This is a genomic window from Kitasatospora sp. UYEF31 (genome assembly GCF_057291755.1).
In genome coordinates this window covers 18,509-40,051 of record NZ_JBXAWK010000031.1, presented here as the reverse complement: position 1 = coordinate 40,051, position 21,543 = coordinate 18,509, and the positions used below count along the sequence as shown (strand labels likewise).

Annotated in this window: 16 protein-coding genes; 10 read left to right on the top strand and 6 right to left on the bottom strand. The window is 69.9% G+C overall.

Annotated features, from left to right (window positions below; genetic code table 11):
• Positions 1-89 precede the first annotated feature (89 nt).
• Positions 90-881: a heme ABC transporter ATP-binding protein gene (locus AC0Z36_RS17025; RefSeq protein ID WP_485463784.1), complete on the top strand. Its 792-nt coding sequence runs from the start codon at positions 90-92 to the stop codon at positions 879-881.
• A gap of 22 nt (positions 882-903) precedes the next feature.
• Here AC0Z36_RS17025 and AC0Z36_RS17020 read toward each other — a convergent pair whose 3' ends face one another.
• Complete coding sequence (locus AC0Z36_RS17020; RefSeq protein WP_485463747.1) at positions 904-2,337, bottom strand: cytosine permease; 1,434 nt, start codon at positions 2,335-2,337, stop codon at positions 904-906.
• A gap of 342 nt (positions 2,338-2,679) precedes the next feature.
• Here AC0Z36_RS17020 and ureA point away from each other — a divergent pair, with 342 nt between their 5' ends.
• The 3 genes from ureA (at position 2,680) to AC0Z36_RS17005 (ending at position 6,285) form a co-directional block, all read left to right on the top strand.
• Positions 2,680-3,408: an urease subunit gamma gene (gene ureA / locus AC0Z36_RS17015; RefSeq protein ID WP_485463746.1), complete on the top strand. Its 729-nt coding sequence runs from the start codon at positions 2,680-2,682 to the stop codon at positions 3,406-3,408.
• Positions 3,405-5,111 carry an urease subunit alpha gene (locus AC0Z36_RS17010; RefSeq protein ID WP_485463745.1) on the top strand — a complete coding sequence of 569 codons (1,707 nt, stop codon included), beginning with the start codon at positions 3,405-3,407 and terminating at the stop codon, positions 5,109-5,111. The genes ureA and AC0Z36_RS17010 overlap by 4 nt, the downstream gene beginning before the upstream one ends.
• A gap of 124 nt (positions 5,112-5,235) precedes the next feature.
• Positions 5,236-6,285, top strand: a complete 1,050-nt coding sequence (locus tag AC0Z36_RS17005; RefSeq protein ID WP_485463744.1) for an agmatine deiminase family protein — start codon at positions 5,236-5,238, stop codon at positions 6,283-6,285.
• Between the two features lie 66 nt (positions 6,286-6,351).
• Here AC0Z36_RS17005 and AC0Z36_RS17000 read toward each other — a convergent pair whose 3' ends face one another.
• Positions 6,352-7,275, bottom strand: a complete 924-nt coding sequence (locus AC0Z36_RS17000) for an alpha/beta hydrolase (protein ID WP_485463743.1) — start codon at positions 7,273-7,275, stop codon at positions 6,352-6,354.
• 193 nt (positions 7,276-7,468) lie between these two features.
• Between AC0Z36_RS17000 and AC0Z36_RS16995 the strand changes: the two genes are divergently transcribed.
• Complete coding sequence (locus tag AC0Z36_RS16995; RefSeq protein WP_485463742.1) at positions 7,469-9,424, top strand: ABC transporter ATP-binding protein; 1,956 nt, start codon at positions 7,469-7,471, stop codon at positions 9,422-9,424.
• Positions 9,425-9,491: 67 nt separating this feature from the next.
• Here the strand turns inward: AC0Z36_RS16995 and AC0Z36_RS16990 are convergent, their stop codons facing one another.
• Positions 9,492-12,953 carry a hypothetical protein gene (locus AC0Z36_RS16990; RefSeq protein WP_485463741.1) on the bottom strand — a complete coding sequence of 1,154 codons (3,462 nt, stop codon included), beginning with the start codon at positions 12,951-12,953 and terminating at the stop codon, positions 9,492-9,494.
• A gap of 130 nt (positions 12,954-13,083) precedes the next feature.
• On the opposite strand from AC0Z36_RS16990, the gene AC0Z36_RS16985 reads away from it, so the two are divergent.
• Positions 13,084-13,725: a hypothetical protein gene (locus tag AC0Z36_RS16985; RefSeq protein WP_485463740.1), complete on the top strand. Its 642-nt coding sequence runs from the start codon at positions 13,084-13,086 to the stop codon at positions 13,723-13,725.
• Between the two features lie 43 nt (positions 13,726-13,768).
• On the top strand, positions 13,769-14,356 hold the full coding sequence (locus tag AC0Z36_RS16980) for a hypothetical protein (protein WP_485463739.1): 588 nt from the start codon (positions 13,769-13,771) through the stop codon (positions 14,354-14,356).
• A 42-nt stretch (positions 14,357-14,398) separates the two neighbouring features.
• On the opposite strand, the gene AC0Z36_RS16975 is transcribed toward AC0Z36_RS16980, so the two are convergent.
• Positions 14,399-14,989 (bottom strand): TerD family protein, encoded by a 591-nt coding sequence (locus AC0Z36_RS16975; RefSeq protein ID WP_485463738.1) that lies wholly within the window; start codon positions 14,987-14,989, stop codon positions 14,399-14,401.
• A 188-nt stretch (positions 14,990-15,177) separates the two neighbouring features.
• Entirely contained in the window at positions 15,178-16,737 is a 1,560-nt protein-coding gene (locus tag AC0Z36_RS16970) for an AMP-binding protein (protein ID WP_485463737.1), read from the bottom strand.
• 304 nt (positions 16,738-17,041) lie between these two features.
• Between AC0Z36_RS16970 and AC0Z36_RS16965 the strand changes: the two genes are divergently transcribed.
• Together AC0Z36_RS16965 and AC0Z36_RS16960 are read left to right on the top strand one after the other, a co-directional pair.
• A complete protein-coding gene (locus AC0Z36_RS16965) occupies positions 17,042-17,173 on the top strand; it encodes a hypothetical protein (RefSeq protein ID WP_485463736.1) in 132 nt (43 codons plus the stop codon).
• A gap of 144 nt (positions 17,174-17,317) precedes the next feature.
• Positions 17,318-18,949 (top strand): hypothetical protein, encoded by a 1,632-nt coding sequence (locus AC0Z36_RS16960; RefSeq protein WP_485463735.1) that lies wholly within the window; start codon positions 17,318-17,320, stop codon positions 18,947-18,949.
• Here AC0Z36_RS16960 and AC0Z36_RS16955 read toward each other — a convergent pair.
• The gene (locus AC0Z36_RS16955) at positions 18,933-19,712 is read right to left on the bottom strand and encodes an enoyl-CoA hydratase family protein (protein WP_485463734.1); all 780 of its coding nucleotides are present in this window, start codon (positions 19,710-19,712) and stop codon (positions 18,933-18,935) included. The two genes, AC0Z36_RS16960 and AC0Z36_RS16955, sit on opposite strands and share 17 nt — an antisense overlap.
• Positions 19,713-19,928: 216 nt before the next feature.
• On the opposite strand from AC0Z36_RS16955, the gene AC0Z36_RS16950 reads away from it, so the two are divergent.
• Positions 19,929-21,539 (top strand): carboxyl transferase domain-containing protein, encoded by a 1,611-nt coding sequence (locus AC0Z36_RS16950; RefSeq protein ID WP_485463733.1) that lies wholly within the window; start codon positions 19,929-19,931, stop codon positions 21,537-21,539.
• The last annotated feature ends 4 nt before the right edge of the window (positions 21,540-21,543 follow it).

Genomic DNA, 21,543 nt, shown 5'->3' with positions numbered 1-21,543 from the left:
CTTCGTCTTCGTCTTCGTCAAGGAGGTTGGTCGTGAGTCTCGCCCTGGTGGACGCCGTCCGTACGAAGCTGCGCTCGCGCAACTGCGCGATGCGCGTCGACCCGACGGCCCCGGCCATCGAAGCGCGGGGTGTCACGTACACCCTCGAAAACGGCAAGACCCTCCTCGACGACGTGTCGCTGAGCGTCGGCCAGGGCGAGCTGCTCGCCGTCCTGGGGCCGAACGGCGCGGGCAAGTCCACCATGCTCGGCCTGCTCACCGGTGACCTCAGGCCCACCGGCGGTGAAGTCCTCGTCGGCGGCCACCCGATCACCGCGTTCAGCGCGAGTGAGCTGGCCAAGCACCGCTCGGTGATGCCGCAGGCGGTGACTCTGGCCTTCCCGTTCACCGTCGATGAGGTCGTACGGATGGGGCGTTCGCCGTACCTCGGCATGCCGTGTGAGGAGACGGAGGACGAGATCGTCGCCCGCTGCCTGACGGAGACCGACACCACCCACCTGCGCGACCGCACCTACCCGTCACTGTCCGGTGGCGAGCAGGCCCGCGTCACCCTCGCCCGGGTACTCGCCCAGCAGGCGCCCCTCGTCTTCCTCGACGAACCGACCGCCGCGCTCGACCTCAAGCACACCGAGGACGTCCTGCGGATGGCCCGCGCCCGCGCCGCGCAGGGCGACGCAGTGGTGGTCGTGCTGCACGACCTGAACCTCGCCGCCGCGTACGCCGACCGCATCGTGCTGCTCGCCGACGGCAAGCTCGTCGCCTGCGGCAGGCCCCGCGACGTCTGCACCGCCGAGACGCTGTCGGCGCTCTACGACCACCCGGTCGAGGTCATCGAACGCCCGGGTACGGGCGAGATCCTGGTGCTGCCGCAGCGCGGTTGAGCATCCTGAAGGTGTGGCCTTCTCAGGCTGAGGGGACCGTTGCCACGGTGTCCGCGGTCGCCGCGGGTGTGGCGGACGGCTGCCGCCTCCGGATGAGCACGCTGTACACAGTCGCGGAGACGACGCCCGACAGCAGGAAGCTGAAGTCGATTCCGCCGGTCCAGTCGATCAGGACGCCGTGGTACAGCGAGGTGTTCGTCCCCATGAGGCCGACGACCGAACCGGCCGCCCAGGCGGCGGTGGCGTCGACGTTCCAGCCCGAGTGGAACCAGTAGACGCCGCCGCGGGTCCCGCGGTTGTAGACCTGGAGCGCCTCAGTGTCGTACTGGCCACGGCAGCGGAAGTAGCCGATGACAGTGATCACCGCCCACGGAGTGCCGACGGCGGTGAGCAGCAGGACGAACGAGGTCATCGCCTCCTGTGCGGCCCACGCGAAGTGGCCGGAGAAGACCAACGCGGTGGCCACCGCGGCCACGGTGTACGTGGCTTGTGTACGGGTCGCGCGCGGCAGGATCGCATCGAGGTCGAGGCCCATGCTGTAGAGCATCAGCCCGGCGTTGCCGATCGACCCGGCGGAGGCGCCGACCAGCAGCAGGCCCAGGAACCAGAAGGGCGCACCGGCCACCAGCGGTCCCGCGTAGTCCTCGCCCGCGCCGACCGCGATGGCGGTGAAGGTGCCGAAGAGCTGAGGGATGAGCAGGCCGAAGACCAGACCCAGGCACGTCGCCCGGAACACCGCGCGCGGATTGTGGCGGCGCGGCGAGATGTAGCGCGTGTAGTCGCCGAGCAGGGTGATGAAGGCGATGGGGCCGCTCAGTCCGGCGGAGACCACGGCCAGCACCCACGTCGGCCAGAACCCGCCGAGCAGGTACTCACTGCCCTCCGGCGTGGCCGTGGTGAAGTCGCCGGCGTACGCGATGACGCCGATCAGCAGGATCACGATCATGATGACGGCCAGCGCCTTGCTCAACCTGAGCAGCAGCCGGTAGCCGTACACGGCGCCGACAGCGGTGCAGCCGGCCAGGGCCGCGTAGACGAGCCCGTAGCTCCAGCCGTCCGCAGGCAGGCCGAACAGCCTGCTCAGACAGCCGACGACCGCGTCGCCGCCGACCCACAGGGTCAATGCCGTGTAACCGAGCGAGAGCAGCAGGCCCAGGACCGAGCCGAGCAGCCGGCCGCGCACGCCGAAGTGCGCGCCGCTGCTGGTGGAGAGGTTCGTCGCGGTGCGCAGTGACACCAGGGCGAGCGGCGCGACCAGCACCGTGCCGATCAGCGTGCCGACCACCAGCGAGCTGACCGCCGCCCACCAGCCGAGGCCGAACGAGACCGGGAGCCAGCCGAAGACCACCACGCCGAGGGCGAGGTTGGAGCCGAGCAGGATGCTCACCAGGTCCCGGGGGCTGCTGGTGCGTTCTTCGTCGGGGACGGTGTCGACACCGCGTTGTTCGATCTTCATGGGTGGTCTCCCCGCGCGCTGCCCGAACGTCCCGAATATTTAGAACGCCGTTCAATGTCTCCCATGGGCACGCCAGCGTCAATGCCCTCAATCGTCTTGTTTTGGCAACGGGGACAATCGGGACACCGGACCCGGCGGACGTTCAGTCCCCTGCCGCCGGGCCGCTACTCACAGTCGCGGGTCCGACCGTGTAGCCTCCACCCGACAGGTGCCGCTGATTCCCTGCCGGATGTGTGCTGGAAACCCATATCCACGCAGCTCAGAGCCATGATTTGGTGATTCTTCGGCAGCTCACCCCGCCCTGCCGACTATCCAGGGCTGACCTATCCCGGGAGGCTCTACGTGCGACTGACACCCACGGAACGCGACCGTCTGCTGCTGTTCACCGCCGCCGAACTGGCGCGCGCGAGACGGGCCCGCGGCCTGCGTCTGAACGTCCCCGAGGCGACCGCGCTCATCGCGGACACCGTCTGCGAAGCGGCCCGGGACGGTCGGCGACTGGCCGAAGCCATCGACGCGGCCCGCAGCGTCCTCGGCCCCGACGACGTGCTTCCAGGGGTGGCCGATGTGGTCACCGAGGTGCACGTGGAAGCGGTCTTCGACGACGGGACCCGCCTCGCGGTGGTCTCCGACCCGTTCCGCGGCGGCTCCCTGGGCGACGACGCCCCGGGCGCGGTCCTGCCGGGACCGGCCGACGCCGAACCCGTACCGGCCGTCACACTCACGGTGCACAACACCGCGTCCGTACCGGTCAGCGTCACCTCGCACTTCCACTTCTTCGAGGCCAACCCCCGCCTCGACTTCGACCGCGCCGCCGCCTACGGCATGCGCCTGTGTGTCCCGGCAGGTTCGTCCGTGCGCTTCGGCCCGGACGAAAGCGGCGAGGTCGGCCTCGTGCCGATCGGCGGGGACCGGATCGCGATCGGCTTCGCGGGTCTGGTGGACGGCCCGCTCGACGCGCCGGGCGCGAAGGAAGAAGCGCTGCGCCGTGCCGCCGCCTGCGGCTACCTGGGCACGGCCGGTCCGACCGCCGGTCCGCTGGAGACTGATCAGATGGAGAGTGGCGAATGACCGGCATCGACCCGCACGAGTACGCAGCGGTCCACGGCCCCCGCGCCGGGGACCGCGTCCGGCTCGGCGACTCCGGGCTTGTCGTCCGGGTCGAGTCCGACTCGCAGTCGCGCGGCGACGAATTCCTCGCCGGCTTCGGCAAGACCGCCCGGGACGGACTGCACCTGAAGGCCGCCTCGGTGCGCCATACCTGCGATGTCGTCATCAGCAACGTGCTGGTCATCGACGCGCTGGTCGGCATCCGCAAGGTGTCGATCGGCATCCGCGAAGGCCGGATCTGCTCCATCGGCCGGGCCGGGAACCCCGACACCCTCGACGGCGTGGACGTCGTGGTCGGCACCGGCACGTCGATCGTGTCCGGCGAAGGCATGATCGCGACCGCCGGGTCGGTCGACGCACACGTCCACCTGCTCTCGCCACGCATCATGGAGGCCTCGCTCGCCTCCGGTGTGACCACGATCATCGGCCAGGAGTTCGGCCCGGTGTGGGGCGTCGGCGTCAACTCCCCGTGGGCCCTGCGGCACGCGTTCAACGCGTTCGACGCCTGGCCGGTCAACATCGGCTTCCTCGCCCGGGGTTCGTCCTCCGACGCGGCACCGCTGATCGAAGCCCTCGCCGAGGGCGGTGCGAGCGGCTTCAAGGTCCACGAGGACATGGGTGCCCACACCCGGGCCCTGGACACCGCGCTGCGCGTCGCCGAGGACTACGACGTCCAAGTCGCCCTGCACAGCGACGGGTTGAACGAATGCCTCTCAGTCGAGGACACGCTCTCCGTGCTTGACGGCCGCACCATCCACGCCTTCCACATCGAGGGCTGCGGCGGCGGCCACGTGCCCAACGTGCTGAAGATGGCCGGCGTACGGAACGTCATCGGCTCGTCGACCAACCCCACGCTGCCGTTCGGCCGCGACGCGGTCGCCGAGCACTACGGCATGATCGTCTCGGTCCACGACCTCAAGACCGACCTGCCGGGCGACGCGGCCATGGCCCGCGACCGCATCCGCGCCGGGACGATGGGCGCCGAGGACCTGCTCCACGACCTGGGTGCGATCGGCATCACGTCCTCCGACGCGCAGGGCATGGGCCGCGCGGGCGAGACCGTCCGCCGCACCTTCCAGATGGCCGGGAAGATGAAGGCCGAGCTGGGTCCCATGGAAGGCGACGGGCCGGACGACGACAACGCCCGTGTGCTCCGCTACATGGCCAAACTCACGATCAACCCCGCCATCGCCCACGGGCTGGCCCACGAGATCGGCTCCATCTCGGTCGGCAAGATGGCCGACATCGTGCTGTGGCAGCCGAAGTTCTTCGGCGCGAAGCCGCAGCTCGTCCTGAAGTCGGGATTCCCGGCGTACGGTGTCACCGGCGACCCCAACGCCGCCACCGACACCTGCGAACCGCTCGTCCTCGGGCCGCAGTTCGGTGCCCACGGAGCCACCGCCGCCGACCTGTCCGTCGCCTTCGTCAGCGCCGCGGCGGTCGAAGCGGGATCGCCGGGCCGGGCGTTCGACTCGATGCCCACCCGCCGCCGCCGGGTCGCCGTACGCGGCACCCGCGGCATCGGCCCGGCCGACCTGATCCTCAACTCCCGCATCGGCGACGTCCAGGTCGACGGCCGCAGCGGACTGGTCAGCATCGACGGCGACCCGCTGCGCTCCGAGCCGGCTGACGAAGTCCCGCTCAGCCGCCTGTACTTCCTCTGACGAAGACCGTCTGACGAAGACCGTCTGACGACGACCGCCTGACGACGACCGTCCGGCGGCGCTCCTCCGACGCCCCTCGTGACAATGCCCCGCTGACGACCACCTTCCACTAAGGACCCGCACCATGAGCAGCACCCCCGCAGCAGACGGCTTCCGGATGCCCCCCGAGTGGGAGCCGCACACCCGCACCTGGATGGCGCTCCCGTCGCCGAGCACCAGCTTCCCCGACGCCGACGACCTCGCCGAGTCCCGGGCAGCCTGGGAGGAAGTCGCCCGTACGGTAAGCCGTTTCGAGCCAGTCACCGTGCTGACCGTCCCCGGTGACGGTGACCGCGCCCGCCAGGCCCTCGGCCCTGCGGTGGAGGTGGTCGAGCAGCCGCTCGACGACGCGTGGATGCGCGACATGGGCCCGACGTTCCTCACCTCGGCTGACGGTGAACTCGCCGTCGCAGGCTGGGTGTTCAACGGATGGGGCGCCCAGGAGTGGGCGAAGTGGGACCTCGACTCGCAGGTCGGTTCCTTCGTCGGCGAGCGGGCCGGTGCCCGCCGCTACATCTCCACGCTGGTCAACGAGGGCGGCGGCATCCACGTCGACGGCGAGGGTACGGTCCTGCTGACCGGGACGGTCCAGCTCGACCCGGGGCGCAACCCGGGCTGGACCCGCGGGCAGGTCGAGGCGGAGCTGCACGGCCTCCTCGGCACCACCAAGGCGATCTGGCTGCCGCGCGGACTGACCGCCGACTACAACGAGTTCGGCACCCGGGGCCACGTCGACATCGTCGCCGCCTTCGTCCGCCCCGGCGTGGTCGTCGTCCACAGCCAGCAGGACCCCGGGCACCCGGACTACGCGGTCTCCCAGGAGACCGTCGCCATCCTGGCCGGCACCACCGACGCCCGGGGCCGCGCTCTGGAGATCGTTGAACTCCCCGCACCCTCGGTCACCGAAGCGGACGGCGAACTGGTCGACTACTCCTACGTCAACCACTACCTGTGCAACGGCGGCGTCGTCCTGTGCGCCTTCGACGACCCGGCGGACCAGGTCAACGCGGACATCTTCGCGAAGCTCTTCCCCGACCGTGAGGTCGTCCTCGTCGACGCCCGCACGATCTTCGCCCACGGCGGCGGCATCCACTGCATCACGCAGCAGCAGCCCAGCGTCCAGAACAGGCCCTAGAACCCGGACAGGAGCCCCGGGTCCGGCGCCCTCCCGGACCCGGGGCTCCATGGTTCTGACGCGGTATCACTGCTCGCTGAACGCCTTCCGCAGCGCGGAAAGGGACCCGTCCAGTGCCGCCCGGCACGAAGGCACCAGGTCCGTGAAGTTCAGGAACCCGTGCACCATGTCCTCCCGTACGTCCAGCTCCGCGGGAACCCCGGCGTCGCGCAACTTCCGGGCGTACGCCTTACCTTCGTCGAGCAACGGGTCGTTCCCGGCCACGACTACGTACGCGGGCGCGAGTCCTGACACGTCATCAGCAAGCGAAACGGCACCGTACGGGATCGCCTCCTCGCGGGTGAACCTGTCGAAGTGGTGGCGCCCGAAGAACTGCATCGCGTCCGCGCCGAGCATCGGGGCTTCGGCGAACCTGATCCGTGACGGAGTGTCATCCAGCCCTGTCGCGGGATACCACAGCATCTGAAGCACGGGCTGCGGCAGCCCCCGGTCCCGGGCCATCAGGCAGACCCCGGCTGCGATCGACCCGCCCGCACTGTCCCCGGCGAGCGCGATCCGCGCCGGGTCCCCGCCCAGTTCCGCGGCGTGCTCCACGGCCCAGGCGTACGCGGCGTAGCCGTCCTCCAGCGCAGCCGGGAACGGGTGCTCGGGGGCCAGCCGGTAGTCGACCGCGAGAACGACGGACCCGGTCTCCCGCGCGACGGTCCGGCACAGCGCGTCGTGACTGTCCAGGTCGCCGATCACAAACCCGCCGCCGTGGCAGAAGACGGTGACCGGAAGCCCAGTGTCCAGCGAAGGGCGGTAGACCCGTACGGGAAGTTCCCCGACAGGCCCGGGAACCGTCCGGTCCGCGACCGAGGGCAGTTCGGTCATCACCGGCAGGAACGCGACCCCGGCGGCCATGTTCGCCCGGAACGTGACCGGGTCGAGGCTCCAGTCGAGGTTCGGGACCATGTCCAGGAACTGCTTCAACTCCGGGTCGATCGGCATGGCTGTTGTTCCTGTTCTCTTGTGGGTCCGGTGCGGGGCGGGCCCGCCCCGCACCGGCAGCGTCGGGGCGAATGTACGTGCGAACCGCATCAAGATGAAGGGGTGTACGCCGGGAAACCGGCTATCGGATGTCAGTGCCCTCCGCTCCACTTGAGTGAGCCCGCACCTAGGCACGAGCAACGGGAGCCGCCCGATGACCGGTCACTCCGCGAAGCCCACCCCGGACCCCGGGCCGGAACCCGCGCCACACCCCGCCTCCGCTCCGGACTCCGTCGAGGACGAACTCTTCGGCGGCCCCCTCAAGTCGGCCGGCAGCTGGGACATCCACGAAGACGAGGCGTTCAAGGCCGGGTTCCGGGCCAAAGCGCGCAGCACCCCGCGCTCCGTCAGGCTGGCTGTGGTCTTCGCCTGGCAGGCCGACCGTACGGCGTCCATCACGATGCTCGGTTGCCAGCTGGTGTCCGCGGTCCTCGGCGCGGTCGGCCTCCTCGCGGTCAATCAGGTGCTCCTGCGGCTCCTGGCGCCGGGGCCGATCGCCGACAGGGTCGGCGAAGCGCTCCCGGCGCTGGTCGTGGTCGGCGCGACCCGCTGCGTCGCGAACCTCGCCCTCGCCGGGGCCTACGCCGCCACCGGGCGCCTCGAACCCAAAGTCCAGCGCATCGCCGAGCTGCGCCTGCTGAGCCGGGTCGTCCAGGCCGAACTCATCACCATCGAGGACGCTGAGTTCCAGAAACTGCTCAAGGCCGCCGAATCCGGGACATCCGCCGTGCGGCGGGTCCTCTCCCAGAGCGCCGGGATGCTCGACGCGGTCCTCGGGATCATCACCGCGGCCGGCGTGCTCGGTGTGCTCCACCCACTTCTGCTCCCACTGCTCCTACTGATCGTCGTTCCGCGCGCGTGGAGCGCGGCGCGGTCGGCCAACCGGCGCTACGGGTCACACCAGGTGTGGCTTGAGCACATGCGCCGCCAGTGGCTGCTCGCCGACCTGCTCATCGACAAGGACAAAGCCGAGGAACTGCGGGTGCACGACAACGGTGCCTACCTTCTCGGTCAGTACACCCGCATGTCCGGCGCGGCCGAAGCCGAATCCGCCAGGCTCGCCCGCGCCCAGGCCGGCACGACCCTGTTCGCAAGCGCCCTGGAGGGAGTCCTGGCCGTCGGCACCTACGCGGTCCTGGGCTGGCTGCTCTCCACCGGACGCATGGAACTGGCCGCCGCCGGAACCGCTGTCATGGCCATCCGCGAGGGTGTCGGCAACCTCGGCACCCTCGTCTTCAGCGTCAACACGCTGTACGAGGACTCCCTCTTCGTCGCCGACCTCGACGCGGCCTGCAACCGCGCCGAAGCAGCGGCCATGCCGCCCGGCGCACGCCGGGACGGCGACCAGCACACCACCATCACCGCGAAGAACGTCACGTTCACCTACCCGGGCGCCCGCCGGCCCGCACTCGACGGCGTCGACGTCGAACTCCGGCGCGGGGAGATCGTCGCCCTCGTCGGGACCAACGGCTCAGGCAAGACCACCCTGGCCAAACTCCTGTCCGGGCTCTACGTCGCCGACACGGGTGAGGTCGCCTGGGACGGTGTCGACCTCCGGACCCAGGACCGTCGTACGGTTTTCTCCGGCATCACACTGATCTCACAGGAGTTCCCGCACTGGCCCTTCACCGCGGCCACCAACATCGCCCTGGGCCGGCCACAGCGCGGGCGGGACACCGCAGCCGTCCTGGACGCCTCCGACCAGGCCGACGCGACCGGCTTCATCAACGAACTCCCGTGCGGCTTCGAGACGTTGCTCGCCCGCGGCTACGAAGGCGGGGTGGATCTCTCCGGCGGCCAGTGGCAGCGTCTGGCCCTGGCCCGCGCGTGGTACCGCTCCGCGCCGCTCCTCATCTGCGACGAGCCCACGGCGGCCCTCGACCCGCGCAGCGAGATCGAGGCCTTCGAGCGCATCCGCGCCCTGGCCGGCGGCGGCCAGAGCGTCCTGCTCATCACCCACCGCATGGCGTCGGTCCGGCGCGCGGACCGGATCTACCTGATGAACGGTGGAAGGGTCGTCGAGCGCGGCACCCACCGGGAGCTGATGAAGAATCAGGGGGAGTACGCGGAGCTGTACCGCATGCAGGCGGAACAGTTCGAGCTGGGCTAGGGTCTGTTCTGATTTCCCGCCGGGGCCGCGCCTGCTGTTCGACCTCCTGCGCGTCCCGGTCCCCGGATCACGACGCCGACGGCACCACCGACCACGCAGCCTCCCGCACATCCGCGTTCGGATGCGTCCGCCACCCGGCCAGCCGCTCCCGCCACGGCGCGGCCCATCCGGCGAGTTCCCCGGCGGTCCCGAGCAGCCGCACCGCGAGGAGCCCCGCGACCTTCTCCGGCCGGCGGCCCAGGAACTCCAGGACGGGCAGCGCGTTCTCCGGATCGGCGTGGCGGTCGAGCAGCCCGCGTTCGTCGTGCCTGTGCGTCACGGCCCACAGGACCGGCCGCGCTTCGACCATGCTGATGAACCTGGCCCACAGTGCCGGATCGACCGGGCCCTCGGTGACCGACCGGCGCAGCACCGCGTAGTGCAGCGCCGCCGCGGCCCCGTGCTGCCCCACGGACGCGCAGCCGTCCGCGACGAACTGCCACAGCGGGGCGAGGTCAGTGGATGTCCCGGACCGGTGGTCAGGCTGCCGTAGCTGCCGGGCCAGCCGGGTCAGCTGGACCCGCGCGGAGTACGGCACCGCGGGGTCGTCGTCCCGGGACCGTTCCATGAGGAGGGTCACAGCGCGCCGCAGCGGCGCGGAGTCCACGGTCGCGCCCTGGATCAGGGTGCTGAACAGCGCGTTCTCGAATTCCCGCGCATCCGTCGTGTCGTCGCACTCGGCGAGCATCCCCGGCAGCAGCCGCAGCTGGTCCGGTGCGAACGGCCACCAGCCCTGGAAGGACACGGCGGCCTTCATCCGCACGGCGGGGTCCGCGTGTTCCAGAGCCCCGGCGACCAGCCGTGCCGCGTACGGACGCAACCGCTCCGGCGTGGTCCCGGCGTCGACCGCCAGCACGACATCGCGTACGGCGGGATCCCTGTCCAGCGCGCCCGCCGCCATCTCCGGCACACCGGGCTCGTCCAGGAAACCGAGCAGCGCGGCCGCGGCGGCGACCCGTACGTCCCGGTGCGGTTCCGGAACGCCCCACAACTTCCGCAGCACGTCCAGCGCACCCGGCGGGCGCAGCGCGGCGAGCGTCCGCACGGCTTCCTTCCGCGCCCCGACCGGGACTTCGGCCCCGAGGACGACCGGCGCGAGGAAACCGGTGACCGCACTGTCCGGCACCTCACCGAGGACCTGCCGGATGCCCCGGACGGCCGACCGCGCGACCAGGCCACTGCCTTCGGTCGCGAAGCGCAGCAGCGCGGGGAGAGCCTCTTCAGCCGAAGCGGTACGGGCCACTGACCCGAGTGCGGCCGCGACCACCGGCTGGTGCCCGTCGTCGAGCAGCGCGGTCAGCGTCGCAGTGTCACGCAGACTCCCGACGGCGGCCACCCGCTCGGACAACGGCGCCTCCTTGTCCGACGCGACTGCGGAAAGCCGCTGCTGGTGACGGACTTGCTGCCCGGGGGCCCACCGTGCGGTGACCTTGTAAGGGACCGCCGGCGGCACACCGTCGAGAACGGCTTCGAGCAGATCCGTCCGCCGGGTGCTGACGACCCGCCAGACAACATCGACGGACACGTACAAGGGATCCGCCGCGACCAGCTCACCCACCCGCGCGGAACGGGTCGCGGGTGCCGCCAGCCAGATCCGTACGGCGTCATCCCGGACGTCACCCGCGGCCCTGGCCAACTCGGCGACCACGGCGTCCAGTTCGGGCAGGAGCGGAAGTCGGTCCTTCAACAGCCGGGCCACGCGCAACACCGCGAACGGCCGCCCGCGCCGGTTCAGGTCAAGGATTCGGTCCCGCATTCCCGCCCACAGCGCCTGCTCGGCGCCCGGCGGCAAATCACCCACCAGGGAAGGAAGTTCGCCCGAACGCTCATCTTCCAGGAAGAGCAGAAGCGCCGGCAGGAGCTCGCCGACCCGTGTGTCGTCACCGGCCCGGCTCGCGGCGGTGATTGCGCGGTGCAGCCAGCTCCCCAGATGGTCCAGTGAGTTCCAGGTCGTACGGTCCTGAGCCTGCGCCGTGCCGGCGGCCGCCGCGTGGACGACCTGTACGGGCACCGCCGTGAGGAGCCGCGCCGGAGCTCGCGCGATCACTTCCAGAAGACGGCCACGTACGGAATCCTGGTCGGTCCAGGCGCGCCCCGCCCCGGCGACGACCCCGGCGAAGACGGCGGGGTCACCCGTACGCACAGCACACTTCAGGAGCGCCGCCCAGGCGCTGCCGCGCTCGTCCGGCAGGTGGGCGCGCGTCCCCGTTTCGAGCACTTCGCGGACTTCGGAGACCGGCAGCAGCGCGCGGAACCTGTTCCGGCGGTCCTCGCCCTGCGACGGCCGGGCGATTTCTTCACGCGCCACCCGTTCCAGCTCAGCGGACGGCAGCAGCACGGCCTTCGACGCCGGAACGGCGTCCCCTGACCGGGCGGCGCGCGCCAGGATCCCGTCGGCAACCAGGCCGCGGGCCGGTTCCGGGGCCTTCCGCAGGAACTCCGCACCCTTCGGCCGCGCACCGAACGAATCGATGAAAACGCCGATCACATCCGCTGATCCGGGTGTCCCGAGACCGGCCAGGAACCGGCACGCGGAGGTGGAGAGGACAAGGCCGGCGGGTTCGAACTCCTTGCCCGCCAGCACCGCCAGCAGCCGCTGCGGTTCACGCACCAACGCCGACCAGGCCCGGTCCTCCACCTGGTCGAACCAGCCGGAGTCCATGCGGTCGAGCAGATCGAGTGCGGCACTCGCGTCCCGTACGGCGATCTCGGTGAAAAGCCCGGCCCGGCCCCGGAACCAACCCCACGGCAGCGGCCCGGTCCGCTCCTCGAAGCCGGCCGCGAACTTCTTCGCCACCGCGTCCGGCGCGATCTTCACCAGCCGGAACAACAGCCCGACGGACGCGTCCACCCGCGGCAGCCACTCCCGTACGGCCTCCGCCGAACAGGCCGGCAGCAGCGCCGCCGCCTCCCCGTAGCGTTCCTCCACCACCGGAAGCAGCCGGTCCGCCAGCACCCGCCGCTTCGAGCCCCGGATGATCCTGTACACCTCCTGCCGCAGATTGCGCGGCGCGTCCTCCAGAAGCGGCTCCACAGTCGAATCGGGTACGGGAAGGCGCCGGCTCGCCGACAGCGCACCCCGCCGCAGTACCGGGTCCGACAGCGCCGCGCCGATGGTGTCCAAGTCCCGGCGCACAACGGCCAGTTGCAACCCGAGACGCCGTTCGTACGCGTCACCCGCGTCCAGCGCGGCGTGCAGCCCCCGGTACCCGGCGTCGTCCGACGCCAGGGCGAGTGCGGACAACCCCGCCATCCGCTCCGGATACGGCAGCGGGTCGAAGCGGTCGTGCAGATTCCGGCGGAGGTCCTGGCGGGCGTCGATTGCGATCGGCTCCTTGGCTGGGGGGACGTCCGCCCATGATCTATCGCGGGGGTGGGACGCGCCACGGAATTCACCCCAGGTGCGCGGGTCGTTACGCCACCGGAGACCCAGGAGACCCGGAGATCCGGAGATCCGGGAGACAACACCGGAAAATGAATGATCAATCATGCTTTTGTCCTATACAAACCGGTTACATCCGTTGACGTCTGGTGATCCCAGCGCAATGCTGCGCCGTACGACCGGCTGTCCCGGATGTCACTCGGGCATGGCGGGGACGGTCGGCGCAGGGGGAGGGGATATGCCGTTCAAGGAAGAACTCCAGGCGGTGGAGGCCGCGACGGCCGGCAGTGCCGACCAGATGATCGGGTACGGGCGGCTCTGGGCCGCGTACGTGTGGCTCGACAAGGACAGCGGCACGACCACCGGAGACCGGGACGCGCTCATCCAGTCGCTGAACCGGGAGCTGGGGCTCGCCAGGATGCGCGTCAGCCGCGGCTGGCAGGCGTACGACCCGGCCGTCAAGCGCGGCCGCCCGAAGCGCTACGTAGCGCTGGTCGCGGACATCGGCTCGGCGGCGGACGGCGGCGTCGCGACCGCGCGGGCGATGGTGAACTGGATGGACGGCAAGAGCACCCTGGCCGACCTGGGGGACTCGGCGCAGGAGCTCGCGGTCATCACGCACTTCGCCGAGGTGGGCCGGAACTACCACGCGGAACTGCGGAAGATGTACGCCATCATGCAGGCCGTCACCCGCGCGCCGTCCAAGGCGGCGGCGACGGCCAACTGGCTGGCGTTCCCCAAGGAGTTCACCCCCGCGCTGACCTACAAGGAGGACACCTCCACCGACTACGACCCCACCTCGGACGAGATGGACATGTCGAGGTCGGACGACGAAGTGAGCGGCAAGGAAGGCAAGGGTAAGGCGAAGGGCGACAAGTGACCTCCGGCGACAAGCTGAAGACCTATCAGGAGGGGACACGACTATGTCGTTCCAACAGGACCTGGCGGCCGTCGAGGCCGGCACGGCCGGCAGCGCCGGGCAGGTGATCGGGTACGGGGAGCTCTGGGGCAAGTACGTCTGGATCGACCCGGACAACGGGACCAACACCGGCTACCGGCAGTCGGTCATCGACTCGCTCAACAAGATCCTGACCACCGGCATGAAGGTCAGCCGCGGCTGGCAGGCGTACGACCCGACGGTGCGCAAGGGGCGCCCGCGCAAGTACATCGCGCTGGTGGAGGAATTCGCGAAGGAGGCCGACGGGGGGATCGCCACGGCGAAGGCCCTGGTGACGTGGATGGACGGCAAGTCCGTCCTGTCCGCGCTCAGCGGTTCCGCGCAGGAGCTCGCGGTGATCACGCACTTCGCCGAGGTCGGCCGGCAGTACGGGTCGACGATGCCGCTGTTGCGCCAGTTGGTGGAGGCCATCGCCGGTGCCGGGAACAAGGCGGCTGCGGTCGCCGCGTGGAAGGCGTTCCCGTCCCAGTACACGCCCGCGATGACGTACGCGGAGGACGCCCGTAAGGACTTCGTCCCCGACCCCAACGACTCGGGTAACGAGAGCGACTGAGACCGGCACCCTGAACGGGCAGCTGACCGCCGCCGGCCACTCTCACAGGTGCTGCAACACCGCCGCGCGCAGCTCGTGGTACGTCCGGCCGTCGGCGGTCTCGCCGACCGCGGTCACCGCCCATTCGTCCGTACTGTGCCGCTGGATCTTCACCATGATCTGCGCGTTGTGCGCGCCGGTGGCCGACAGGTCGAAGCGGGTCAGCTCCTTGTCGTTGGCGTGGTCGAGCAGGCGGCAGTAGGCACTGGCGATCTTCGAGAAGTCCGGGCCGCTGAAGTTGCTGACGGTGAACACCAGCGCGGTGATCCGGTGCGGCACCATGGCCAGGTTCACGATGATCGACTCGTCGTCGTGCTCGGCTCCGACATGGCCGTGGATGTCGTCGCCCGTGTGGACGACTGATCCGCAGTGGCTGACCAGTTCGCGCGCCCAGACGGTGTCCACGAGGTGGTGGTCGGCGTCGAACATCAGGCAGGAGGCGTCCAGGTCGACGCCGGTCAGCGCTTGTAGTGCTGGTCGTAGCCCCGGGTGCCTGACGGATTCCCAGCCCACGCCCATCCGGAGGGATGTCAGCTTCCGCTCGCCGGCTGCGTCGAGGACGAGCTGCTGGCCCTTGGAAAGTGTTTCGGACACGGTGTTCTCCGCTCTTCGTCGGTTGTCGCGGATCCGCGACGGCGGCCGATACGTTATCGGCCGACGCCGCGGATCTCCGAAGGGAATTGACGTGCGCGGGGGGCACTGGAGTTCCGCGATCCGCAGACCGTGGGCGACTCTTTGTCGGAGTTGACCCGGCCTTGAACCGCTGTTGGGCCAGCCGGGGTTCAGCTGGTCCCGGTGGCTGATTTCGCCCGGTACTCCTCGATCAGCAGCCGCTTGTAGAGCTTTCCGGTCGGGTGCCTGGGCAACTCGTCGCGGAAGTCGACCGTACGCGGACATTTGTAGTGGGCCAGGTGCTCGCGGCAGTATTCGATGACCTCCAGCTCCAGGGCGGTCCCCGCGGTGGCCCCGGGGGCGGGCTGGACGACGGCTTTGACCGCTTCGCCCATCTCGTCGTCCGGAATCCCGAACACCGCGGAGTCGGCCACCTTCGGGTGCATCGCCAAGAGGTTCTCGACCTCCTGCGGGTAGATGTTCACCCCGCCACTTATGATCATGTGGGACAGCCGGTCCGTAAGGTAGAGGAACCCGTCGGCGTCGAGGTGCCCGATGTCGCCGAGTGTCGACCAGCCCCGGCCGCGCGGGTCGCGTCCGGCGGCGGTCTTCTCCGGGTCGCCGTGGTACGAGAACACCGGACCGTCCGCGAAGTAGACGACCCCGTCCTGTCCGACGGGGAGTTCGTCGCCGTCCGGGCCGCAGACGTGCGGCGTGCCGAGGATCGCCCGGCCCACCGTGCCGCGGTGGGCGAGCCACTCCTCAGAGTTCGCGCCGACATAGCAGTTCCCCTCACTGCCTGCGTAGTACTCGTGCAGCACCGGCCCCCACCACTCGATCATCCGGTCCTTTACCTCCGGCGGGCACGGCGCGGCGGCGTGTATGGCGTAGTGCAGCGAGGACAGGTCGTAGCGCTCCCGGCTCTCGCGCGGCAGCTTCAGCATCCGGATGAACATCGTCGGCACGAACTGCCCGTGCGTCACCCGGTGTTCCTCGATGGCGCGCAGCGCGTGCTCCGCGTCGAAGTGCTCCAGGACCACGACCGTCCCGCCCGTGCGGGTCACCGTCACCCCGTAGCGCAGGGGAGCCGCGTGGTAGAGCGGCGCGGGGGAGAGGTAGACGTCGTGCGCGTCGGTGCCGATCCCGTACAGCGCCTTCAGGATCAGCGCCAGCGTGAGCGCCGCCGGATCGCCCACGGGCCGCCTCTCCCACGTCGGCAGGATGCCCTTCGGCCGCCCGGTGGTGCCCGAGGAGTAGAGCATGTCCATCCCCTCGAACTCCTCGGCCAGGGGTGTCACCGGATAGTCGGCCACGACCTTTTCGTACGACTCGAACCCCGGTGCGGCGCCGTCCAGCATCAGGCGGCGTTTCACCAGTGGTGTGTGCGGGGTTATCGCCGTGGCGCTGTCGGCGAGCGCGCTGGAGGAGATGAAGACCTCCGCGCCGCAGTTGTCGACGACGTACGCCAGTTCCCCGGGCTGGAGCCGGGTGCTCACCGGGGTGTAGATCAGCCCCGACCGCTGGGCGGCCCAGGCGACGGCGAGGTAGAGCGGGTGGTTCTCCAGCATGAAGGCGATGTGGTCGCCGGGGCGCAGGCCGGTCTCGTACAGCGCGTGCGCGAGCTGGTTGGAGGCGGCGTCGAGTTCGGCGTACGTGACGACCCGGCCCGACCCGTACATGATCACGGCGGGGCGGTCGGGATGGGCGGCGGCAACGGTTCCCAGGTGCATGGGCAATCACGCCTTTCACGGAGTGCGGGCGGATCGTTCTCCTGTGTGGTCGTGCGGCGGGTGCCCCCGCGGCATGCGGAGCGGGTGGCACCGCTGGTGCGGTCGGGCGGTCGAAGTGTGCCACCGGAAGGGTGGACCTTGAAGACGCAACGGTGGTCGCCTGCGGATTTGCCGTACAGGCAAAGGAATTGCCGAACGCGGGGCTGCTGTCTAGCGTTGGTCCCAAGGGCCGGGCGGTGATCTTCCACAGCGCACCCGGCCGGGACTCAGGACAGCGTCGGACCCGAACGGAAGGCCCCAACCCATGGAGAGCGAAAAGCACCGCGCGCGCGGCATGTACATCCGCCTCGGCCTCTACATGTTCGGGTGGGCGTTGCTCTTCACCGTGCTCGGCTTCATCGCGCTGCACGACGCGGGCGGCAGCCGCTACCGGTAGCCCGCACGGTCCCGCCGGTCACCCGTCCGACTGACAGCGGGTGACCAGGACGGCCTGTATTCGTTTACTTCCGGGAGGACTCCGCGCACCCCGCGGGTCGGAAACTGTGAAGTAGAGGCGAGAATGCCCACTGGGTCGACCGTGATGAAATCCGCTCTTCTACGGAAGACCCTTTCGGCCGGAGCTGAATTCTCCGTCGCCCTCGCCTGCGCGGCTCTGCTCGTATTCCGGAGTCACTGGATCATCGTCAATCCGCTGACCCGCACCGGCCAGGTGAGCGCACTGGCGGCGATGCTCTTCACGGCCACCCTGCTCGGCGCGGTGCTGGTCGTCGCCATGGTCGTGGCGGCGGGACACGCCTCCGCGCGGATCTACTCCACCGTGGTGCGGCTCTGCTGCGCGGCGGGCGCCGGAATCCTCACCGGAATGCCCGCCGGAGGACTGGCCGTCGCGCTGCACGGCACGCCGTTCAGCATGAATTCGAACAACGGGGACCTGTCGGTCATCCGCAGTTGGGCCGATATGATTTCCGCCGGAAAGGGCATGGATGCGGTCTATCCGCCGCTCTTCCCGTACGCGGTGTCCTTCTGGTCGGACCTGTTCTACGACGGAGATGCGAAACTCGGCATCAAGACGGTCAGTTTCGTCTTCGCGGCGGTCGTCGGCCCGGTGCTCTACATCTGCTGGCGGCTCGTCCTGCCCCCCGTGTGGGCGCTGGGCGTCGGCGGCATCGCGGCACTCCCCGCGATCGACCTGTACAAGCCCTTCGAAACCCTCTGCCTGTTCGCCTTCGTCCCGTTGATGATCTACCTGTTCACGCTGCTGCACGAGAAGCCGGGTGTCCGGGGACGGGGCCTCGCGGTCCGCGGCGCACTGCTCGGGATCCTCTTCGGCGTCCTGTTCCTCACCTACTCCGGCTGGTTCGTCTGGTCCGGTCCGGGGATCTTCGCCGCCCTGGGCGTATCCCTCGTCGTCGGCAGGCAGTTCCGCCGGTACGCCCTGCTGCTCGGCCCGCTGACGCTCGCCTTCGTCCTGACGTCCGCGACCTATCTCTTCCGCTTCCTGAGCACGGCGTCCGGAACGCAGGACCGGTACTTCTACGAGGACTCCGAGACCGACCCGGGATACTTCGTGGCGCTGCGCTGGTGGACGACGTCCTCGTTCAGCGAATGGCCGCCCCCGGGTGAACTGGGCGGCGTCGGAGTCTTCACCCTCCTGCTGGTCGCCGGGCTCTTCCTGGCCCTGGCCACGGGTGCCCGGAAGGCTCTGGTCTACGTACCGGCCGCCTGTCTGGCCAGCGCCTGGCTCATGCGACTGTGGTTCGCGTCCCACATGTTCCGGGACGACGCCGTCCAACTCTGGCCCAGGACCTCACTGCAACTCGTCTACTGCCTGGTGGCACTGGCCGGAATCGGCGTCTACCGCAGTCAGCGGGTCGTCGCGCGACGGATCGGCGGCCTGCTCCGGAACGCCCAGGCGACACCCGCGGCCCTCCCCGCGCGGGTACGGTCCGCCCGGACCGCCGGGCTGGTCGCCGTGCTGTCCGTCTTCCTGCTGGCAGGCTCCTCGATCACGGACAAGCACATGCCGGCGAACAAGACCCACCAGGCGGCCAGGACCCTCCATTCCTACTGCGACCCGGAAGCGCGTCCGTACGTCAGGAAGTGGCTCAAGGACCCGGAGGCCCGCAAACTGTTCGAACAGTGCAGCCGGATCGTCCCCGAGGGATGGCAGCCGGACCATCCGCAGTTCGGGACGGTCAGTCCGCATCGGTGATCCAGCGCGCCGGACGTTTTTCCCGGAACGCCGCCATCCCCTCAGCGGCCTCCGCCGAAGCGAACAACGCCGCGGACCGCCCGACGAGGCCGGGCCGGGCGGCGGCCATACCGGCCGCCAGGCCCTGGTTGAGGATCCTCTTCGACTCCACGAGGCCCTGCCGTGAGCACAACCGCAGGGATCCCAGAGCGGCGGCGACCAGCGCGTCGGAGTCCCCGGCCCCGGTCAGCAGCCCGATCTCCTGAGCTGTCGTGCCGTCGAACGTGTCCCCGGTCAGGTAGTAACGCGAAGCGGCCCGCGCGTCCAGGCGCGGCAGTGTCGTGAGCGAGATGACCGCCGGCGCGAGCCCGAGCCGGACTTCCGAGAACGCGAACGTCGTATCCGACGGGGCGAAGGCCAGGTCCGCCGCGCCGACGATGCCCAGACCCCCCGCCCGCGCGTTGCCGCGCAGGTGCGCGACCACCGGCACCGGAAGTTCCACGATCCGCTGGAGAACCTCCGCGATCTGTCCGGTCGCCTGCTTCATGCCCAGGTCAGCAGCCTCGCGCAGGTCCATCCCCGCGCAGAACGTGGGTCCTGTGTGGGTGAGCACGACGGCCCGGACGGCCTCGTCCGCCGCTGCCTCGTCAAGGTGGCCCAGCAACTCGGAGACCAGCCGCTCCGACAGCGCGTTGCGGTTCTTCGGCGAGTCCAGAGTGATCGTCGCAATGCCCCGGTCAATCGAATATCCGACTACAGACTGCTCTGACGGCACCGGAACCATCTCCTCAGTTGTCGACTCGTGTCCGTGGGGTCTTGATCGTAGAGGTGGATCGAATGTTGAATGCGCAGTGGCAGTGTCGCTTTCCCAGGACACTGCTGTCCGGTCCGGAACGGGATCGTGCCACAGGAGGCCAAAAACCACACCGTGGGCGATCCTGACTAACTGTCGGCCCGCCGTCCGTACAACGGGCCGCGCCGCATGGGTGAGGAGGGCGCGATGCGACGTCTCAGCACGTCGATCGACCCGCACAGCGAGGCGTACGGGATCAACACGGCCGCGCAGGAATCGGCGGTCGGCGAGCTCAGGGAACGCCTCGCCCGAGCGGCACTGGGCGGCGGTGAGAAGTCCCGCGCCCGGCATGAGGCGCGCGGCAAGCTCCTGCCCCGCGACCGCGTGGACCTCCTCCTCGACCCCGGTTCGCCCTTCCTGGAGATCGCCCCGCTCGCCGCCGAAGGCATGTACGGCGGGGGGGCCCCGGCCGCCGGAGTCGTCGCCGGCATCGGGCGCGTCAGCGGCCGGACCTGCCTGGTCATCGCCAACGACGCCACCGTCAAAGGCGGCACGTACTACCCGCTGACCGTCAAGAAGCACCTGCGCGCGCAGGACATCGCGCTGGAGAACAACCTCCCGTGCGTCTACCTCGTGGACTCCGGCGGCGCGTTCCTGCCCATGCAGGACGAGGTCTTCCCCGACCGCGACCACTTCGGGCGCATCTTCTACAACCAGGCCCGCATGTCCGCCGCGGGCATCCCGCAGATCTCCGCGGTCCTCGGCTCCTGCACCGCCGGCGGCGCGTACGTCCCGGCCATGAGCGACGAATCCGTGATCGTCCGCAACCAGGGCACGATCTTCCTCGGCGGCCCGCCCCTCGTGAAGGCCGCGACCGGCGAGGTCGTCACCGCCGAAGAGCTCGGCGGCGGCGAAGTCCACGCCCGGGTCTCCGGCGTCGTCGACCACCTCGCCGAATCCGACGGCGACGCACTCCGCAAAGTCCGCGAGATCGTCGCCGGCCTCGGCAAAAAGCCCGAACTCCCTTGGGACGTACGGCCCGTAGAGGCACCCGAAGTCGACGAGGGTCAGCTCTACGGAGTCATCCCCGCCGACAACCGCACTCCCTACGACGTCCGCGAAGTCATCGCCCGGCTCGTCGACGGCTCGTACTTCAGCGAGTTCAAGTCCGAGTACGGCACGACCCTCGTCACCGGCTTCGCACACATCCACGGACACCCGGTCGGCATCGTCGCCAACAACGGCATCCTGTTCTCCGAAAGCGCCCAGAAGGGCGCCCACTTCATCGAACTCTGCGACCAGCGCGGCATCCCGCTGCTGTTCCTCCAGAACATCACCGGCTTCATGGTCGGCAAGGCGTACGAGAACGGCGGCATCGCCAAACACGGCGCCAAGATGGTCACCGCGGTCGCCACGACCCGGGTACCCAAACTGACCGTCGTCATCGGCGGCTCGCACGGCGCGGGCAACTACTCCATGTGCGGCCGGGCCTACTCCCCGCGCTTCCTGTGGATGTGGCCCACCTCGAAGATCTCCGTCATGGGCGGCGAACAGGCCGCGACCGTGCTCGCCACCGTCAAACGGGACCAGTACGAAGCCGCCGCAGAAGCCTGGTCCGCGCAGGACGAGGAGGCGTTCCGCGCCCCGATCCGGGCACAGTACGAAGAGCAGGGCAGCGCGTACTACGCCACCGCCCGACTGTGGGACGACGGAGTCATCGACCCCGCCGACACCCGCACCGTACTCGGACTCGCCCTGACCGCCTGCGCCAGCGCTCCCCTGCCCGAACGCGCGCCGTTCGGCGTCTTCCGGATGTGAGACC

What these genes read in the sequence shown, in the direction of transcription:
- AC0Z36_RS17025 (WP_485463784.1), top strand. Translation starts at nt 90, where the DNA reads ATGCGCGTCGACCCGACGGCCCCGGCCATCGAAGCGCGGGGTGTCACG.
- AC0Z36_RS17020 (WP_485463747.1), bottom strand. Translation starts at nt 2,337, where the DNA reads ATGAAGATCGAACAACGCGGTGTCGACACCGTCCCCGACGAAGAACGC.
- AC0Z36_RS17010 (WP_485463745.1), top strand. Translation starts at nt 3,405, where the DNA reads ATGACCGGCATCGACCCGCACGAGTACGCAGCGGTCCACGGCCCCCGC.
- AC0Z36_RS17005 (WP_485463744.1), top strand. Translation starts at nt 5,236, where the DNA reads ATGAGCAGCACCCCCGCAGCAGACGGCTTCCGGATGCCCCCCGAGTGG.
- AC0Z36_RS17000 (WP_485463743.1), bottom strand. Translation starts at nt 7,275, where the DNA reads ATGCCGATCGACCCGGAGTTGAAGCAGTTCCTGGACATGGTCCCGAAC.
- AC0Z36_RS16995 (WP_485463742.1), top strand. Translation starts at nt 7,469, where the DNA reads ATGACCGGTCACTCCGCGAAGCCCACCCCGGACCCCGGGCCGGAACCC.
- AC0Z36_RS16990 (WP_485463741.1), bottom strand. Translation starts at nt 12,953, where the DNA reads ATGATTGATCATTCATTTTCCGGTGTTGTCTCCCGGATCTCCGGATCT.
- AC0Z36_RS16985 (WP_485463740.1), top strand. Translation starts at nt 13,084, where the DNA reads ATGCCGTTCAAGGAAGAACTCCAGGCGGTGGAGGCCGCGACGGCCGGC.
- AC0Z36_RS16980 (WP_485463739.1), top strand. Translation starts at nt 13,769, where the DNA reads ATGTCGTTCCAACAGGACCTGGCGGCCGTCGAGGCCGGCACGGCCGGC.
- AC0Z36_RS16970 (WP_485463737.1), bottom strand. Translation starts at nt 16,737, where the DNA reads ATGCACCTGGGAACCGTTGCCGCCGCCCATCCCGACCGCCCCGCCGTG.
- AC0Z36_RS16965 (WP_485463736.1), top strand. Translation starts at nt 17,042, where the DNA reads ATGGAGAGCGAAAAGCACCGCGCGCGCGGCATGTACATCCGCCTCGGC.
- AC0Z36_RS16960 (WP_485463735.1), top strand. Translation starts at nt 17,318, where the DNA reads ATGAAATCCGCTCTTCTACGGAAGACCCTTTCGGCCGGAGCTGAATTC.
- AC0Z36_RS16955 (WP_485463734.1), bottom strand. Translation starts at nt 19,712, where the DNA reads ATGGTTCCGGTGCCGTCAGAGCAGTCTGTAGTCGGATATTCGATTGAC.
- AC0Z36_RS16950 (WP_485463733.1), top strand. Translation starts at nt 19,929, where the DNA reads ATGCGACGTCTCAGCACGTCGATCGACCCGCACAGCGAGGCGTACGGG.